The sequence below is a fragment of the Sagittula marina genome, assembly GCF_014196795.1.
GTDB classification, from domain to species: Bacteria; Pseudomonadota; Alphaproteobacteria; order Rhodobacterales; family Rhodobacteraceae; genus Sagittula; species Sagittula marina.
In genome coordinates this window covers 103,993-120,764 of record NZ_JACIEJ010000005.1, presented here as the reverse complement: position 1 = coordinate 120,764, position 16,772 = coordinate 103,993, and the positions used below count along the sequence as shown (strand labels likewise).

At 62.8% G+C, this 16,772-nt stretch carries 15 protein-coding genes; 8 read left to right on the top strand and 7 right to left on the bottom strand.

What is annotated here, in order from left to right:
- Positions 1–27: 27 nt before the first annotated feature.
- The 6 genes from GGQ68_RS11035 (at position 28) to GGQ68_RS11010 (ending at position 6,701) form a co-directional block, all read left to right on the top strand.
- Positions 28–864, top strand: a complete 837-nt coding sequence (locus GGQ68_RS11035) for an FAD binding domain-containing protein (protein WP_183965948.1) — start codon at positions 28–30, stop codon at positions 862–864.
- A 4-nt stretch (positions 865–868) separates the two neighbouring features.
- A complete protein-coding gene (locus GGQ68_RS11030) occupies positions 869–1,363 on the top strand; it encodes a (2Fe-2S)-binding protein (RefSeq protein ID WP_183965946.1) in 495 nt (164 codons plus the stop codon).
- A complete protein-coding gene (locus GGQ68_RS11025; protein WP_183965944.1) occupies positions 1,360–3,780 on the top strand; it encodes an aerobic carbon-monoxide dehydrogenase large subunit in 2,421 nt (806 codons plus the stop codon). Before GGQ68_RS11030 ends, GGQ68_RS11025 begins: the two co-directional genes overlap by 4 nt.
- 97 nt (positions 3,781–3,877) lie before the next feature.
- Positions 3,878–4,732: an AAA family ATPase gene (locus GGQ68_RS11020; RefSeq protein WP_183965942.1), complete on the top strand. Its 855-nt coding sequence runs from the start codon at positions 3,878–3,880 to the stop codon at positions 4,730–4,732.
- The gene (locus GGQ68_RS11015; RefSeq protein ID WP_183965940.1) at positions 4,732–5,901 is read left to right on the top strand and encodes a vWA domain-containing protein; all 1,170 of its coding nucleotides are present in this window, start codon (positions 4,732–4,734) and stop codon (positions 5,899–5,901) included. The genes GGQ68_RS11020 and GGQ68_RS11015 overlap by 1 nt, the downstream gene beginning before the upstream one ends.
- Before the next feature lie 11 nt (positions 5,902–5,912).
- The gene (locus GGQ68_RS11010) at positions 5,913–6,701 is read left to right on the top strand and encodes an XdhC family protein (RefSeq protein WP_183965938.1); all 789 of its coding nucleotides are present in this window, start codon (positions 5,913–5,915) and stop codon (positions 6,699–6,701) included.
- Between the two features lie 742 nt (positions 6,702–7,443).
- Here GGQ68_RS11010 and GGQ68_RS24295 read toward each other — a convergent pair.
- From GGQ68_RS24295 to GGQ68_RS10995, 3 genes are all read right to left on the bottom strand, one after another.
- Positions 7,444–7,638, bottom strand: coding sequence for a hypothetical protein (locus tag GGQ68_RS24295; RefSeq protein ID WP_246429333.1), 195 nt, complete (start codon positions 7,636–7,638; stop codon positions 7,444–7,446).
- 536 nt (positions 7,639–8,174) lie between these two features.
- Entirely contained in the window at positions 8,175–8,894 is a 720-nt protein-coding gene (gene cobA / locus GGQ68_RS11000) for a uroporphyrinogen-III C-methyltransferase (RefSeq protein WP_183965936.1), read from the bottom strand.
- Positions 8,891–9,253 carry a cobalamin biosynthesis protein gene (locus GGQ68_RS10995; protein WP_183965934.1) on the bottom strand — a complete coding sequence of 121 codons (363 nt, stop codon included), beginning with the start codon at positions 9,251–9,253 and terminating at the stop codon, positions 8,891–8,893. Before GGQ68_RS10995 ends, cobA begins: the two co-directional genes overlap by 4 nt.
- Before the next feature lie 267 nt (positions 9,254–9,520).
- On the opposite strand from GGQ68_RS10995, the gene cobO reads away from it, so the two are divergent.
- Positions 9,521–10,138 carry a cob(I)yrinic acid a,c-diamide adenosyltransferase gene (gene cobO, locus GGQ68_RS10990; RefSeq protein WP_183965932.1) on the top strand — a complete coding sequence of 206 codons (618 nt, stop codon included), beginning with the start codon at positions 9,521–9,523 and terminating at the stop codon, positions 10,136–10,138.
- A gap of 66 nt (positions 10,139–10,204) precedes the next feature.
- Here cobO and katG read toward each other — a convergent pair whose 3' ends face one another.
- The gene (gene katG, locus GGQ68_RS10985; protein WP_183965930.1) at positions 10,205–12,400 is read right to left on the bottom strand and encodes a catalase/peroxidase HPI; all 2,196 of its coding nucleotides are present in this window, start codon (positions 12,398–12,400) and stop codon (positions 10,205–10,207) included.
- A gap of 228 nt (positions 12,401–12,628) precedes the next feature.
- Between katG and GGQ68_RS10980 the strand changes: the two genes are divergently transcribed.
- Positions 12,629–13,522: a hydrogen peroxide-inducible genes activator gene (locus tag GGQ68_RS10980; RefSeq protein WP_183965928.1), complete on the top strand. Its 894-nt coding sequence runs from the start codon at positions 12,629–12,631 to the stop codon at positions 13,520–13,522.
- Positions 13,523–13,738: 216 nt separating this feature from the next.
- On the opposite strand, the gene GGQ68_RS10975 is transcribed toward GGQ68_RS10980, so the two are convergent.
- The 3 genes from GGQ68_RS10975 to sucD are packed head-to-tail and all read right to left on the bottom strand — an operon-like array spanning position 13,739 to position 16,763.
- A complete protein-coding gene (locus GGQ68_RS10975) occupies positions 13,739–14,974 on the bottom strand; it encodes a CoA transferase (protein WP_183965925.1) in 1,236 nt (411 codons plus the stop codon).
- Positions 14,971–15,870 carry an HTD2 family dehydratase gene (locus GGQ68_RS10970; RefSeq protein ID WP_246429332.1) on the bottom strand — a complete coding sequence of 300 codons (900 nt, stop codon included), beginning with the start codon at positions 15,868–15,870 and terminating at the stop codon, positions 14,971–14,973. The genes GGQ68_RS10975 and GGQ68_RS10970 overlap by 4 nt, the downstream gene beginning before the upstream one ends.
- A complete protein-coding gene (gene sucD / locus GGQ68_RS10965; RefSeq protein ID WP_183965923.1) occupies positions 15,867–16,763 on the bottom strand; it encodes a succinate--CoA ligase subunit alpha in 897 nt (298 codons plus the stop codon). Before sucD ends, GGQ68_RS10970 begins: the two co-directional genes overlap by 4 nt.
- Positions 16,764–16,772: the final 9 nt, after the last annotated feature.

Sequence of the window (16,772 nt, the reverse complement as noted above, 5' to 3'; positions counted from 1 at the left end):
CATGATGACCACAGGGAGGGACAGATCGTGATACCAGCCGCGTTCGAATACCATCGGCCGGCCGACCTTGCGTCGGCGCTTTCCATTCTCAACACGCATGGGGACGAGGCCAGGGTCGTCGCCGGTGGTCACAGCCTGATCCCGATGATGAAGCTGCGCATGACAGAGATCGGGCATCTGGTCGACCTTCAGGACATCGCGTCGCTCCGGGGCATCGAAGTCACATCGGACAGCGTTGTCATCGGCGCCATGACCACCCAGCACGAGCTGATCACCAGTGACGCGCTGGCGACGGCCTTGCCGATTATTCGCGAGGCCGCGTTGCTCATTGCCGATCCGCAGGTGCGCTACATGGGCACGCTGGGCGGCAACGTCGCCAACGGCGATCCCGGCAACGACATGCCCGGCTTGATGCAGTGCCTCGACGCGCGCTTTACCGTCGAAGGTGCGGATGGTCCGCGCGAGATCAAGGCGCGGGCGTACTACGAAAGCGCCTATTTCACCGCCCGCGAGGAGGAGGAGATCCTGACCAAGGTCACGATCCCCCTGCCCGCTGCCGGTCATGGCTTTGCCTATGAAAAGCAAAAGCGCAAGGTCGGGGATTACGCCACGGCCGCCTGCGGTGTGATCGTCAGCGGCGATGGTGCCTCTGTGGCGATGACCAACCTTGCCGATACGCCGATCTGGTCCGAGCAAGCCGGTACGGCGCTGGCCGCCGGGGATGTGGATGGTGCCGTGGCTGCGGCCCTCGCGGCCATCGACCCACAAGAAGACATGCGTGGCCCCATCGCCTTCAAACGCCACGTTGCCGGCGTTGTCATCCGTCGCGCCATGGAGCGCGCCCTCACCCGAGCGAAAGGATAAGAGCATGAGCAAGATGCACGTCAAGTTCACCCTGAACGGGGAAGAGGTCGAAGGGCTGGCGGAACCGCGCACGCTGCTGATCCACTTTCTGCGCGAAAACCTGCGCATCACCGGCCCCCATATCGGCTGCGAGACCTCGCACTGCGGGGCCTGCACCGTGGATATGGATGGCAAGTCGGTCAAATCCTGCACCGTCTTTGTGGCGCAGGCCAACGGGGCGGACGTCACCACGATCGAAGGGCTGACCAATCCCGATGGCACGCTGTCGGTGATCCAGGAAATGTTTCGAGAGCATCACGGTCTTCAGTGCGGATACTGCACGCCGGGTATGATCACCCGCGTTCACCGCCTGCTTCAGGAGCACCCCAGCCCGACCGAGGAAGATGTGCGCTTTGGCATCGCGGGCAACCTGTGCCGCTGCACCGGCTACCAGAACATCGTGAAGGCTGTGCTGGCCGCTGCTGACCAGCTTAACGCGCAGAAGGAGGCCGCGGAATGAAGGACGAGGTCACAAGCACCGAGGAACGCCGCGAGAACCTCAAGGGCATGGGCTGCGCGCGCAAACGCGTCGAGGATGTGCGCTTTACCCAAGGCAAGGGCAACTACGTCGACGACATCAAGATGGATGGCATGCTGTTCGGCGATTTCGTGCGCTCGCCGTATGCGCACGCCCGTGTCACAAGCATCAACAAGGAGGCCGCGCTGGCCATTCCGGGCGTGGTCGCCGTTCTGACCGCCGAGGATCTGGCGCCGCTTGGCCTGCACTGGATGCCCACGCTGGCAGGCGACAAGCAGATGGTCCTGGCCGATGGCAAGGTGCTGTTCCAGGGGCAGGAAGTGGCCTTTGTGGTGGCCAATGATCGCTATGCGGCCTCTGACGGGGTCGAAGCGGTGGAGGTCGATTACGAAGATCTGCCCGTGGTCACCGATCCGTTCAAGGCGCTGGAGCCGGACGCGCCGGTGCTGCGCGAAGACCTCGAAGGCCAGACCGAAGGCGCACATGGTCCGCGCAAGCATCACAACCATATTTTCACTTGGGAACAAGGCGACGAGGCGGCCACCGAACAGGTGATGAGCACCGCTGACGTGGTGGCCGAGGAGATGGTCTATTACCACCGCACGCACCCCAATCCGCTGGAAACCTGCGGCTGTGTGGCGTCGATGGACAAGGTGACCGGCAAGCTGACGCTGTACGGGACGTTTCAGGCGCCGCACGCGATCCGCACGATTGTCTCGCTGATCTCGTCAATTCCGGAGCACAAGATCCGCGTGGTGTCCCCGGACATTGGCGGCGGTTTCGGCAACAAGGTCGGGGCCTATTCCGGCTATGTCTGTTCGGTTGTCGCCTCCATCGTCACGGGCAAGCCGGTGAAGTGGGTGGAGGACAAGATGGACAACCTGATGTCCACCGCCTTTGCCCGCGATTACTGGATGAAAGGCAAGATCGCCGCCACCAAGGAAGGCAAGATCACCGGTCTGCACTGCCATGTGATCGGCGACCACGGCGGCTTTGACGCCTGTGCGGACCCGACCAAATTCCCGGCCGGGTTCTTCAACATCTGCACCGGGTCTTATGACATTCCCACGGCCTACCTGTCGGTGGATGGGGTCTATACCAACAAGGCACCGGGCGGCGTGGCCTATCGCTGTTCGTTCCGGGTGACGGAGGCTGCCTATTTCATCGAGCGCATGATCGAAGTGCTGGCAATCAAGCTGGACATGGATAGCGCCGAGCTGCGGCGCATCAACTTCATCAAGAAGGAGCAGTTCCCCTATCAGTCTGCGCTGGGTTGGGAATACGACAGCGGCGACTATCACACCGCCTGGGACAAGGCGCTGGAGGCTGTGGATTACAAGGCGCTGCGGGCTGAACAAGCACAGCGGATCGAGGATTTCAAAGCCGGCAAGACGCGCAAGCTGATGGGGGTCGGGCTGTCGTTTTTCACCGAGATCGTCGGCGCGGGGCCAGTGAAAAACTGTGATATCCTCGGGCTTGGGATGTTCGACAGTTGCGAAATCCGTATTCATCCCACGGGGTCTGCGATTGCGCGGCTTGGCACCATTTCCCAAGGTCAGGGGCACGCCACGGCCTTTGCCCAGATCATCGCCTCGGAGATCGGTATCCCGGCCGATGATATCACACTGGAGGAAGGCGACACCGATACCGCCCCATATGGTCTGGGGACCTATGGCTCGCGCTCGATGCCGGTTGCGGGGGCGGCCACGGCCATGGCCTCGCGCAAGATCAAGGCAAAGGCCCAGATGATCGCGGCCTATCTGCTCGAAGTGCACGACGATGACGTGGAATTCGACGTGGATCGGTTTGCGGTGAAGGGCAATCCGGAACGGTTCAAGACCATGAAGGAGATCGCCTTTGCCGCGTACAATCAGGCGATCCCCGGGGTCGAGCCGGGGTTGGAGGCGGTCAGCTATTACGATCCGCCAAACATGACCTACCCGTTTGGCGCGTATATCTGCGTCATGGAGCTGGACGTGGACACGGGCGAGCACGAAATCCGCAAGTTCTATGCGCTGGATGACTGCGGCACGCGGGTCAACCCGATGATCATCGAAGGCCAGGTGCATGGCGGCGCGACCGAAGGCTACGCCATCGCCATGGGTCAGGAAATTGCCTACGACGAAATGGGCAACCACAAGACCGCGACGCTGATGGACTTTTTTGTGCCCACAGCGATGGAGACGCCGACCTATCAGACGGACTTTACCGTGACGCCATCGCCGCACCATCCCATCGGGGCGAAGGGTGTGGGCGAAAGCCCGAACGTCGGCTCGGTTCCGGCGTTTTCCAATGCGGTGCACGATGCTTTTCGCGCGTTTGGTCTGGTACAGTCGCATATGCCACACGACCACTGGCGGGTGTGGCGCATTGCAGATGAGTTGGGGCTGCACGGATGATGGGCATCGCCTCGGCCATCGTGCCGAGGTGATCGACCGGGGGCGGCTTTGCCTCCCCCGGCCCCCTCCAGAGTATTTTGAAGCAAAGAAGCAGGCTATGGATCAGGCGAAGCTGAAGCACGCGCTGGCGGGCGTGGGGTACGTGGCAGACGAGACGCTGGTGATGGCGTTGCACCTGGCGATGATGCTGGGGCGACCGCTGCTGGTTGAGGGGCCTGCCGGTGTGGGCAAGACGGAGGTCGCGCGGGCCCTGTCCAGGGTGCTGGCCGCGCGGCTGATCCGGTTACAATGTTACGAGGGACTTGATGCCTCGCACGCGATTTACGAGTGGAATTATCAGCGACAGTTGTTGGCGATCCGCGCAGAGGAGGCGCAAGAGGACACGCTATTTTCCGACAAGTACTTGCTGAAGCGCCCCTTGCTGGAGGCGATTACGCAAGAGGAAGCGCCGGTGTTGTTGATCGATGAGATCGACCGCGCGGATATGGAGTTCGAGGCCTATTTGCTGGAGGTTTTGTCGGACTTCCAGGTGACGATCCCGGAGATGGGAACGATCACGGCGGTGACGAAGCCGGTGGTGATCCTGACGGCGAACGGCACGCGGGACCTGTCGGACGCGCTGCGGCGGCGCTGTTTGTACGCCTATCTGGATTTCCCTGATCGGGAAACGGAGCTGGCGATCCTGACCGCCCGCGCCCCTGATCTGGAGCATCGACTGGCGCAGCAGGTCGTGGCCGTGGTGCAGGCTTTGCGCCGCGAAGAGTTGGAAAAGACACCAGGCATCGCGGAGATGCTGGATTGGGCGGCGGCCCTGTCCGGGCTTGGTGTGAATGATTTGTCTGGCGACCCGAAATCCTTGCAGGCGACTTTGGTCTGCCTGTTGAAGACCGCGACGGACCGTGACGCCTGCCCGTCCGAAGTCATGGCGCGCATCGTGGGCAAGGTGGCGTGATGCAGACCACCCGCTTTCCCGCGCGCGCCACGCCGTCGGAGCGCATGGCTGATTTCATCGCGCATCTGCGGATGAACGGGATGCCGCTTGGCCCCACTGAGGGCGCGGCAGCACTGGAGGCGCTGACCCATGTGGATGCACTGTCCCCCGAGGAAGTGCGCCGCGCATTGAAGGTGTTGCTGGTGCCGGATGCGGACCGTTGGCGCGGCTTCGACGCGCTGTTTGATGCCTTTTGGTTCAACCTTGGCAAGACGCGTGAGGGCACCACACAGGCCAGTGTGCACAGCAGGTCTTCGCGCCCGACGCTGTGGCAACCGCACTTTGCGTCGTCCGGCGGCGACGACACAGAGGCCGACATGACCCCCAGCACGGAGGATGGCGAGGCCGAAGGCGTCGAGGGCAACCTGATTGCGACCCGGACGGAGGCGCTGTCGCAACGGGATCTGCGCAATCTGATGGATGAGGCATCGCTGCGAGAGGCCCAAGCTGCTGCCCGCAAAATCGCGCGCGCCATTCGGGACCGGCGTTCCCGGCGGCGCAGGCAGGCCAGACGGGGACGCGAGCTTGATATGCGGCGCACCCTGCGCGCTGCGATTTCCAAGGGCGACGCGTTTGATTTACACCATCGCACCCAGCCGCCGCGCCCGATGCGCATCGTGGCGCTGTGTGATGTTTCCGGCAGCATGACCGTCTATGCACGGGTGTTCCTGGCCTTCCTCAAGGGGCTGCTGGACGCCCAGACCGGCGCAGAGGCGTTTTTGTTTCACACCCGGTTGATGCGGGTGACACAGGCCCTGCAGGATCACGACAGCCTGCGCGCGGCGACCCGGCTTTCGCTCATGGCCGAGGGCTTTGGCGGGGGGACCGATATTGGCGCCGCCATCAACGCACTGACAGACCGCCATGGCTATGCGCTGACCGGACGCAGCATCGTGCTGATCCTGTCGGATGGATACTGCACCGGCGCGCCAGAGGCCTTGTCCCAAAGCCTCGCCCGTCTGCGACGCAAAACGCGGCGCATCGTCTGGCTGAATCCGCTGATGGGTTGGCGCGACTACGCGCCTGTCAACGCTGCGATGCAGGCCGCGCTGCCCCATCTGGACGCGCACCTGCCGGCCAATACGCTGGATGCCCTGGCCCGGCTGGAACCTGAATTCGCGAGGTTATGAGAGGTTTTGACATGAGCAAGCTCGACATCTTCGACACCATCGCCGCTCTGCGCCAGACCGGCGCGCCATTTTGTGTCGCCACCGTGGTACGCACCGCCGATGTGACCTCTGCCAAGGCAGGGGCGAAGGCCGCAATCACCAATGACGGCGAAATCATGGGCCATCTGGGCGGCGGTTGCGTCACACGCGCGGTGCGCGAGGCCGCCTTTGAGGCCATCGCGACCGGGGCCACCACCGTAATCCGGGTCAAACCCTCGGCCAAGGTTGTGGCATTGACCGACGAGGACGGCGCGCAGGTCTTTCGCTCTGGCTGCCCCTCTGGCGGGACAGTGGACCTGCTGATCGAACCGTACGAACTGCCACCGATGCTGGCGCTTTTCGGGACAACCCCCATCGCGCGGGCCATTGCACAGCACGCAGCGCTGGCCGGTCTGCGCGTGGCCTGCGATCCGGCCCTCGAGCTGAGCGAAACGCAGGCCGTGGATCGCGAGCTGACGCAGATGCGCCCACAGGATTTCGTGGTGATCGCGACCCAAGGCGCGGGCGACCTTGATGCGCTGAAGTCCGCCCTGTCCAGCCCCGTGCGTCGCGTATCAATGATCGCCTCGGCGCGGAAGGCGGCCGCCTTGGTCGCAAAACTCGACACGCCCCCTCTGGCCGGGCGGTTGAAGTCACCCGCCGGGCTCGATCTTGGCGGCATCGACCCACATGACATAGCCCTGTCGGTGCTGGCGGAGATCGTTCAATGGCGCAACTCAGACCCCCATACCCTGGAGGAAACCGATGAAACGACTGCTTGACTGGCTATGCCGCCCTGCTCAACCGCCGCTCACCTCAGAGGAGATGTCTCAGCTTGCCCTGAACGCTTTTCCGAAATGCTGCTGAGGCGATACCAATGCAACTGATCGCCTCTTCTTGAGCCGCGCGAACGGGCCCCCTGCGCAGTGGTCGGCGACCCGAAAATGGCAAACCTTGCGGTCCACACCGCGTTTGCCGGTACGGAGACGCTTGGCCCGCTTTCGGCAGAGAATTGGCACCTTGAGGGACCGTTTCAGTGGACAGATCACATTGGCGGAGGATGACAGCCGGACCCGCCCGATCTGCAATGCCATGACCGAAGGCGGCATCGAAAGCCCGCAACTGTTAATCTGCCACGGACCATTCCCTTACACCGTTGCTAAACCTCCTGGCAAAACAGGTTGGAGGAGCGTTGCAACGAATGGACGCCGTACGCGCCGACCCGCAATTGTTCTAACTGCACCAGAATGCGCGGACACACCCGTGCTCCCCCAGCGACAGGATGAAAAGGCCTGTGGCATATCGGTGGGCGGTCGCGTGGTCCAATGAACGGTCGGGGAACTGGCGGACAAGTCCGCCGACCGCGCCGCCAAGTACTTCAAAGAGCGCGAAAAATACCTGATCCGCCTATCCGAGACACCTGTTCGCCCACGAGACGATCGAAGATGCCGCTGACCCAAACAGAAGGCACCTCGTAACCCGGCCCTAGGTCCCGTTAATCGCCTTTCCAATGAGCACTGGCCCCTAGCCTTCGCGCAGGGTCACACTGTCGGGAAAGGCCCGTCGTTCGGCCATCACTGCGGCGGCCAGACCGATCTGGTCGACACTCTTCTCGGCGGCGATTTGGGTCTGGTCTGTCACGCGATCATAGAACGCCCCATGTTCCCAGAAACCATCCTCCGAGCAGCCAAAACAACCATGGCCGGATTGTGTAGGCAAGGACACGCCCTCGTTCCAACGCACTGTGGATCAGGCGTTGTACCTGATCGTCCCGTTGCGGCCCATCTTGTACAGGCTGTAGTCTTAGCGCGCGTTGGCGTCGTCCCATGTTGCCAGGCACTGACCGGCGCAAAAACGCGGGGTAGTGGTGGCATTTTTTGCGGATGCGAGGACCGTAGAACGTCGCGGGGCATCCCGAAAACGGGCTCCCTCTGGCTGTGGGATCAGATCCAGCCTGCCGCCGTGCCGCTCCACCACCTTGTTCAAAATCAGTCTCCAACCGATCCACGTATTTCGACAAGGCACTCGCACATGACCAACCGATGCACCGCCCGCAGGGGGCGGTCATGGGCAGTGCGCGCTTTGACCTGTTTCTGGTTTTCACAGGATCGGCATATGTCCGATCGACGGCGCGCCGCAGGTCGATCCATGCGGCCTCGCCCATATCTTCGAGGGGGGCGCAGATCACTCTGATTGGTTATGGAGCTGGCTCTGCACGCGCAGCGCGCGTTGACAAGGGCTACGGCGCGCGCCGCCTAACTCTCGGCAAGCGCCCCATAAAGGATCAGCGCAGGCTTCTGACCCGTAGAGGCAGCAAGCTGACGCGCCAGCTCGCCCACAGTGCCCTGCGTGATCTTTTGGTCAGGACCGGAGACATCCTCCGCCAGCAGCGCGGGCGTGTCGTCGGGCAATCCATTGGCCATCAGCAATTCCGCCAGTTGCGGGAAGGTGCCCTTGCCCATGAACACGACCGTCACGGCATTCGGGTCCGACAGTGCCGCAAGGTTCAGATCCTCGGGCAGCGCGCCCACAACATCATGGCCGGTGATGAACTGCACACGGCGCGCCGCGTGCTTTCGGGTCAGCGGAATGCCCGCCGCCGCCGCGGCTGCGATGGCAGAGGGCACACCGGGAATGATCTCGTACTTGATACCGGCGGATTTGAGGGCGTCCAACTCCTCCTCCAACCGACCGTAAATCCCGCTGTCGCCGCTTTTCAGCCGCACCACATGTTGGCCGGCCTGCGCATGTTCCACCAGCACGCGGCTCACCTCGGCTTGTTTCGGCGAGGGCCGCCCGGCCCGCTTCCCCACCCCGACCAGCGTCGCACCGTCGCGCGCATGGCCCAGGATCGGACCGGAGGACAAGTCGTCGAACAACACGGCATCAGCGCGCCCGAGCCGGTCGACCGCCTTTAGCGTCAGCAACTCCGGATCGCCGGGACCGGCGCCGACAAAGGACACGAAACCGGTCATTCCTCCTCGCCGATGGCAAAGGCACATGTGGCGCAGCCGTCTTCTGACATGACCCGCGTCGACAAAAGCCGTGCGCCCGGACCCGCCGCCGCCAGCGCTGCGGCCTCTGCCACGGAGCCGACACCACGGGCCATCAGCGCCGCTTCGGACTGGGTCTTTGTTTCCTGAAGCGACATGTATTTGTCAGACACACTCACAGCCGGAGTTTGCATCTCGTGTGAAAGTTGTTGCAGCAGGGTCAACCCCTCTTCGATTGTGGCGAGGACCACCGCGTCCTGACCCAGACGCGCGCGCCGGTAGGCATTGCCCAAACTGGCCACGCTCGCCCCGTCATGGCATCCGAATCCTGCTACGATCATACTCTGCTCTCACGTTTCCTGCATTGTGGACCTATTAGTGGCAATGTCGTCGCCTATTATCCACTTAAAACACTTAAAATCCCGCATCGCTTGCGGTCCGGGGTCTGAAATCGGGCCAAATCCGGCAGGTGACCGCGAAATACGCTGTGCTGACACCGCACGCGCGTCAGAGGCTTCCCTTTCTCGCACTGACTGTTACCAACAGACACAGCAACAACAGCAGGTTCGGCAAAACCCGCGCCGCTGACCCAACCAAAAGGAAACGACATGTCCGATGCAGAGGACGCGAACGCCCGCCACGCGGAAAAAATGAAGAAGATCAAAGCCGCCCGCGATCGCATGATGGCCACCAAGACCGAGCATAAGGGCCTGATCATGGTCCACACCGGCAATGGCAAGGGCAAATCCTCCTCCGGCTTTGGCATGATCATGCGCTGCATCGGGCACGGGATGCCCTGCGCCGTCGTGCAGTTCATCAAGGGCAATTGGGTCACGGGCGAAAAGACCATTCTGCGTGAACGCTTTGCCGATGAATGCCGGTTCTTTGTCTCCGGCGAAGGTTTCACTTGGGAAACGCAGGACCGCGAGCGCGACATTGCCGCCGCGCAGAACGGCTGGAAGATCGCCAAGGAGCAGATCCTCGATCCGGAGATCGAATTCGTGCTGCTCGACGAGATCAACATCGCCTTGCGCTACGATTACCTCGACATCGACGAGGTCGTCGATTTTCTGCTGACGCAAAAGCCGGAGATGACCCACGTCTGCCTGACCGGACGCAACGCCAAGCCGGAGCTGATCGAAGCCGCCGATCTGGTGACAGAGATGAAGCTGACCAAACATCCGTTCAAGGACGGGATCGTCGCGCAAAAGGGCACCGAGTACTAAGACCCTCGCCACAGTGCAAAAGGCCCCCGATCCTATCGGGGGCCTTTCCGGTTTATGGACGACACATCACAGGTCGGTGCGGTCCGCGTTCATCACCTTGGTCCAGGCGGCGACGAAATCGCTCACGAACTTCGCCTTGTTGTCGTTTTGCGCATAGACCTCTGAAAGCGCGCGCAATTGCGAGTTCGCGCCGAAGACCAGGTCGACACGGGTGCCGGTCCAACGCGCACCACCGTCGGAGCGGTTGGTTGCCTGGTAGATACCCGGCTCGCTGTCGATCTTCTTCCACTCCACGTCCATATCGGTGATGCCCTCAAAGAACTTGGTGTCCAGAACACCGTAGTCCCCGTCGAACATGCCATGCGTCGTGCCGCCGTGGTTTGCCCCCAGCGCCCGCATCCCGCCGACCAGCACCGTCATTTCCGGCGCGGACAAGCCCAGCAGTTGCGCCTTGTCCACCAGCATCTCCTCGGCAGAGATCGAGAATTGCTGGCTGGAGTAATTGCGGAACCCATCGGCCTCCGGCTCCAGAGGATCGAAGGAATCGGCGTCGGTCTGGGCATCGGTGGCGTCCGTGCGGCCCGGAACGAAAGGCACCGTGACGTCATGCCCGCCGGCCTTTGCCGCCTTTTCGACAGCGGCCACACCGCCCAGCACGATAAGATCGGCCAGCGAGATCTTGGTCGCGCCCTTGGCGTCGAAGTCCGCCTTGATGCCGTTGAGGGTGGACAGAACCTTGGCCAGTTGCTCCGGCTGGTTGACGGCCCAGTCTTTCATCGGGGCAAGGCGGATACGGGCACCATTGGCGCCGCCGCGTTTGTCCGAGCCACGGTAGGAGGCCGCAGAGGACCAGGCCGTGTAAACCAGTTCCTGCACGGTCAGGCCGCTGTCGAGCAGCGTAGACTTCAGGTCCGACACCTGCGCGTCATCCACCAGCGGGTGATCGACAGCGGGCAGCGGATCTTGCCAGATCAGGTCTTCTTCCGGCACTTCCGGCCCAAGGTATAGCGCCTTCGGCCCCATGTCGCGGTGGGTCAGTTTGAACCATGCGCGGGCAAACGCATCAGCGAATTCCGCGGGGTTTTCGTGGAACCGCTTGGAAATCGGTCCGTAGATCGGGTCCATCTTCATCGCCATGTCGGCGGTGGTCATGATCGGTTTGACCCGCTCGCCGGAGCCGTCGACCTGCGGGGCGAAGTTTTCGTCCTTCAGGTCTTTTGGCGTCCACTGGTGTGCGCCTGCGGGGGATTTGGTCAGCTCCCACTCGTAGCCCAGCAGCATGTCGAAATAGCCGTTGTCCCATGTGGTCGGGTTCGGGGTCCACGGCCCTTCGATGCCAGAGGTGATCGTGTATTTGCCCAGACCCGTTTCATGCTTGGACGCCCAGCCAAAGCCCATGGCCTCCAGTTCGCCGGCCTCCGGTTCCGCACCAACCAGCCCTGCATCGCCCGCGCCGTGACATTTGCCAAAGGTGTGTCCGCCGGCGGTCAGGGCGACGGTTTCCTCGTCGTTCATCGCCATGCGGGCAAAGGTCTCGCGGATGTCGCGGCCAGAGGCAAGCGGGTCCGGCACACCATCCGGGCCTTCGGGGTTCACATAGATCAGGCCCATCTGGACCGCGGCCAGTGTGTTTTCCAGTTCACGCTCACCCGTGTAGCGCGAGCCTTCCTTGTCGGAGGTCGCGAGCCATTCCGCCTCGGAGCCCCAATAGACGTCTTCCTCCGGCTGCCACGTGTCAACGCGACCGCCGCCGAAGCCAAAGGTCTTGCCGCCCATGGATTCGATGGCAACGTTACCGGCAAGGATCGCCAGATCGGCCCAAGACAGGCTGTTGCCGTATTTCTTCTTGATCGGCCACAGAAGGCGACGTGCCTTGTCGAGGTTGCCGTTGTCCGGCCAGGAGTTCAGCGGGGCAAAGCGCTGCTGCCCGGTCGAGGCCCCGCCACGACCGTCGGCGGTGCGATAGGTCCCCGCAGCATGCCAGGCCATGCGGATCATGAAGGGACCGTAATGGCCGTAATCGGCGGGCCACCAATCCTTTGAATCCGTCATCAGCGCGGTCAGATCGGATTTGACCTCTTTCAGATCCAGTTTCTTGAACGCTTCGGCATAGTCAAAGTTTTCGCCCATCGGGTTCGACGCCGGGCTGTGCTGGTGCAAAATGCCAAGGTTCAGTTGGTTCGGCCACCAGTCGCGGTTGCCTCGCACCTTGAAATTCGTCGCGCCGTGAATTGGGCATCCGCCCGCGTTGTTACCGTCCATGTCAGGTCTCCCTCAGGTCATAGGTCATTTCGCCCCGAAAGCACCCAAGCCACCGGGAAGATTTAAAAATATTGCTTTCAAGATCGGGTCTCGGCGGGCTCCACTCCCCCCGGACCGGGCGCACATGTGGTGCGCCAACTCCTCGTCCTGATCACTCTGGAATGTTTCTAACCCGGGCTTCCAATATAATTAAGTTGAAAGTTTTCATCACTCCGATAATCAGGGCTTATGAGAAACATCACATTGAAACAGATGCGCTACTTTCAGGCCTTGGCGCGTCACGGCCATTTCGGACATGCCGCCAGCGCCTGCGCCATCTCGCAGCCAGCGCTGTCGGTGCAGATCCGCGATCTGGAGGCGGAGTTGGGCCAGCCGCTGGTCGAACGCGGCCCGCGACAGGTGCGTCTGACCGCGTTTGGCGAAAGTTTCCTCGCCCGTGTGACAGACATCCTCAAGCAGGTGGATGATCTTGGCGACTTTGCCCGCAGCGCACGCGGTGCCATGATGCAGCGGCTGCGGCTGGGCATCATCCCGACCATCGCACCGTATCTGCTGCCCCGCCTGATCGGCCATATCACGGCGGAATTTCCCGGCCTTGACCTGCATGTTCGGGAAACGCTGACGCCCCGGCTGATCACGGAACTGATTGACGGGCGCATTGACGCGGCGCTTCTGGCGCTGCCGATTTCCGAGCCGTCCTTGACCGAAGTGCCGCTGTTCGAGGAGAGCTTTGTTCTGGTGCGCCCCGCAGATGAGGCAGACCGCCCCATCCCCGATGCGCAGGCGCTGGCCGAGATGCGGCTGTTGCTGCTGGAGGAGGGGCACTGCTTTCGCGATCAGGCGTTGTCGTTTTGCCAGACCGGGCGCAACATGCCGCGCGACGGGCTGGACGGGTCGTCGTTGACGACGCTGGTGCAAATGGTGGGCGTGGGCCTTGGTGTGACGCTGATCCCGGAGATGGCCGTGCGGGTGGAAACCGGTTCGGCCCCGGTTTCTGTGGCCCGCTTTGCCGAGCCGCAACCAAAGCGCATGATTGGCATGGTTTGGCGCAACTCTTCTCCCCTGGCGGACCAGTTCTATCGCATTTCAGAAGTGGCAAAGGACGTGGGTCTGACGGCCTGAGCGTAGTCATCGCGCGGGCAACCGTCTGGAGGGTTCACCGTCAGCACCCAGACCGCGTGAGGACCGAAAGGTCAGGTATGGAAACCGGCCGGATCGGGGGGGCCGTTCCGACCGGTTGTCCCACGCCGCAAAACAAAATGGCGCGGGAAATCTTGCGGCGCGATTGTTGCGCAATGAACGCCGCAGGATGCTGTCAGGCGCGCAACGCGCCCGGTTTCAGGAGGCAAGGCGCACGTCGCCCCGCATTTGCATGGCAACCCCGGCGTCGATCAAGCTGTTGATCTCCGTCTCCGGCAACCCCGCCACATCGGCCAGGACCGCCTCCGTATGTTGACCAAGGATCGGCGCGGGGCGCGGGTCATCGCGTCCATACCCAGCGAAGGTAAATGGAGACCCCGGCGTCAGGTACCGCCCGATGCCCGGTTGGTCCACGTCCTTGAACATCGGGTTCTGGGTGGAAAGATCAGCGTCCTCTGCCAGCGCCTCGGCAAAGCTGCGGAACACCGACCACGTGACCCCTGCACGGTCAAACGTCTCCGTAAAATCCGCCAGCCTGCGCGCCCTGAACCACGGGGTCAGCACCTTGGTGATCTCATGGCGACACTCCCAGCGCGTGCCTTCCTGCGACAGATCACGGTTCATGCGGCCCGACAGATAGTTCATGTCGGTTTCGGTGCCGGTCACCCGCATCAGGTTTTTCCATTGGCGCGCGGTCAGGGCAATGACCATGACGCGCCGACCATCAGCGGTCTCGAAGTCCTGCCCATAGGCCCCATAGAGCGCATTGCCGTGTTTCTCGCGGGACTGGCCGTTAACCGCGACCTCTCCGATGATGCCAAGATTGCCGAGCATGGCCGCCGCTGCGTCCTTCAGCGTGAGGTCGACAAACTGGCCTGCCCTCGTGCGCAGGCGGTGGCGTTCGGCGGCCAGCAGGCCCGAGACCACCATATTGCCCGCGATGCAGTCCCAGGCGGGCAGCACATGGCAGACCGGATCGTCAGAGCCTTTCGGCCCGGTCGCCATGGGAAAGCCCAGGCTGGGGTTCACGGTGTAGTCCACCGCCGGACGCCCATTGCGGTCGCCGCGCAGCTGCACCATGCACAGATCCTTGCGACGGTTTGTGAGCGTCTCGTAATCGGTCCAGCCTTTCACCGCGAGGTTGGTGATGAACAGCCCGGCATCCGGTCCGGGCGCGCAAATGATCTCTTGCGCGATTTCGCGGCCGCGCGGGGATTTCACGTCCAGCGCGACGGAGCGCTTGCCCTTGTTCATCCCCGCCCAGAACAGGCTTTCGCCCGTGGCGGTCACCGGCCAGCGTTTCGCGTCCATCCCGCCCTGAGGCAGGTCAAAACGGATCACATCCGCCCCCATCTGCGCCAGCGTCATCCCCGCCAAAGGCACAGCCACAAAGGCCGAGCTTTCGACCACACGCATTCCTGTCAGGATGCTCATGTCACCCGCTCCCCCGATGGTCGCGCGCCCGTGTCCCATTCCATGCGGGCTTTCAGACCGAAGTAGCCCTCAAACGTGGCCGTTCCGATGTCGATCGCCCCGCCTGCGGGGTCGAGGGCCCCCACCACACGCATGTCGCTGTCGTGAAACAACGGATGCACCACACGGTAGCTGAAGCGCACAGGTGTCTTGCCGGTGTGGCGTTCGGCGGCCTCTATGGCCATGGTCGCCTGCATCGGGCCATGCACAACGAGGGCGGGGTATTTTTCCACCTGCTGGGCGTAGGGCAGATCGTAGTGGATACGGTGGGCGTTGTAGGTCGCCGCCGAGTAGCGGAATAGGCGGACCTCGTTCATCGGCACGCGCTCGTCATAGGCCAGACGCTCCGGCACGGGGGTCTGCTTTGGCGGACGAAAGGACTTTGGCATGTCGAGATAGACAATGTTCTGCTCTTCCTCGACCACACCGCCCTGGGCGCCTGTTGTGACGTGATCGACGGTGACAAAAGCCATCTTGCCGGTCGAGCCTTCTTTCATGGTGACCGCGCGGATGGTGCTGAGTTTGGTCAGCTTTTCGCCCACGTGGAACTGTCCGTCAAAGCGGACATCACCGCCCGCCCACATGCGCCGCCGAAACGGCAACGGCGGGAGAAAGCCGCCCAGCGCCGGGTGACCGTCACGGCCAATATCGCTCATGGGAACAAATTCGTTGAAGGCGACCCAGTGCCAGAGAGAGGGCAGCACCATGCCCGGTGCAATATGATGCATCGGGGACAGATCATGCGACACGGCCGCGTTCAGCATCGCCGCAAGGTTGGGCGTGACGCCCCCCTCGCGGGTGTCCTGACGCCCGATCCAATCGGTGTAGTCAGGCTCCATCAGGGATTGCGCGCTCATGCCGTTTCCCTCGATCCCAGCATCCGCGCCACGGTGTCCCCCATCGACGACGGGTTCGGCGCGACGGTGATGCCGACTGAGGAGAGCAGATCGACCTTCTCCTGCGCGCTCTCGCCAAAGGCCGAGATGATCGCCCCCGCATGGCCCATCTGGCGCCCTTTCGGCGCGGCGAGACCGGCGATGTAGGCCGCGACGGGCTTTTTCATGTGATCGCGCACATAGGCGGCGGCCTCCGCCTCCTGCGGACCGCCGATTTCCCCGATCATCATGACCGCATCCGTGTCGGGATCGTTTTCGAACAGCTCAAGAATATCGCGGAACGAGGAGCCATTGATCGGATCGCCGCCGATCCCGATGGACGACGAGATGCCGACGCCCAGCGCCTTCATCTGGCTGGCCGCCTCATACCCCAGCGTGCCGGAGCGTCCGATGATGCCGACGCGGCCCGGCTCATAAATATGCGGCGGCATGATCCCCATGAAGCCCTGACCGGGGGAGATGATCCCCGCGCAGTTGGGACCGATCAGGCGCATCTTGCGCGCGCGCGGATACCGACGGAGGAACCGCTTCACCCGCATCATGTCCTGCGCGGGAATGCCATCGGTGACGCAGACGGCGGTTTCAATGCCGGCCTCTGCGGCCTCCATCATCGCATCGGCGGCAAAGGCAGGCGGCACGAACAGCAGCGACGCGGTGGCGCCGGTAGCCTCCACAGCCTCGCGCACCGTGTTGAAGACGGGGCGGTTCAGCACGGTGGAGCCGCCCTTGCCCGGCGTGACCCCGGCGACGACCTTGGTGCCGTATTCAATCATCTCTTGAGCGTGAAATTGGCCGATGCGCCCGGACAGGCCCTGAACGACGACCTTGGTATCTTCCTTGATTAGGATTGCCATCTGTCTGAC

What these genes read in the sequence shown, in the direction of transcription:
- GGQ68_RS11030 (WP_183965946.1), top strand. Translation starts at nt 869, where the DNA reads ATGAGCAAGATGCACGTCAAGTTCACCCTGAACGGGGAAGAGGTCGAA.
- GGQ68_RS11025 (WP_183965944.1), top strand. Translation starts at nt 1,360, where the DNA reads ATGAAGGACGAGGTCACAAGCACCGAGGAACGCCGCGAGAACCTCAAG.
- GGQ68_RS11020 (WP_183965942.1), top strand. Translation starts at nt 3,878, where the DNA reads ATGGATCAGGCGAAGCTGAAGCACGCGCTGGCGGGCGTGGGGTACGTG.
- GGQ68_RS11015 (WP_183965940.1), top strand. Translation starts at nt 4,732, where the DNA reads ATGCAGACCACCCGCTTTCCCGCGCGCGCCACGCCGTCGGAGCGCATG.
- GGQ68_RS11010 (WP_183965938.1), top strand. Translation starts at nt 5,913, where the DNA reads ATGAGCAAGCTCGACATCTTCGACACCATCGCCGCTCTGCGCCAGACC.
- cobA (WP_183965936.1), bottom strand. Translation starts at nt 8,894, where the DNA reads ATGACCGGTTTCGTGTCCTTTGTCGGCGCCGGTCCCGGCGATCCGGAG.
- GGQ68_RS10995 (WP_183965934.1), bottom strand. Translation starts at nt 9,253, where the DNA reads ATGATCGTAGCAGGATTCGGATGCCATGACGGGGCGAGCGTGGCCAGT.
- cobO (WP_183965932.1), top strand. Translation starts at nt 9,521, where the DNA reads ATGTCCGATGCAGAGGACGCGAACGCCCGCCACGCGGAAAAAATGAAG.
- katG (WP_183965930.1), bottom strand. Translation starts at nt 12,400, where the DNA reads ATGGACGGTAACAACGCGGGCGGATGCCCAATTCACGGCGCGACGAAT.
- GGQ68_RS10980 (WP_183965928.1), top strand. Translation starts at nt 12,629, where the DNA reads ATGAGAAACATCACATTGAAACAGATGCGCTACTTTCAGGCCTTGGCG.
- GGQ68_RS10975 (WP_183965925.1), bottom strand. Translation starts at nt 14,974, where the DNA reads ATGAGCATCCTGACAGGAATGCGTGTGGTCGAAAGCTCGGCCTTTGTG.
- GGQ68_RS10970 (WP_246429332.1), bottom strand. Translation starts at nt 15,870, where the DNA reads ATGAGCGCGCAATCCCTGATGGAGCCTGACTACACCGATTGGATCGGG.
- sucD (WP_183965923.1), bottom strand. Translation starts at nt 16,763, where the DNA reads ATGGCAATCCTAATCAAGGAAGATACCAAGGTCGTCGTTCAGGGCCTG.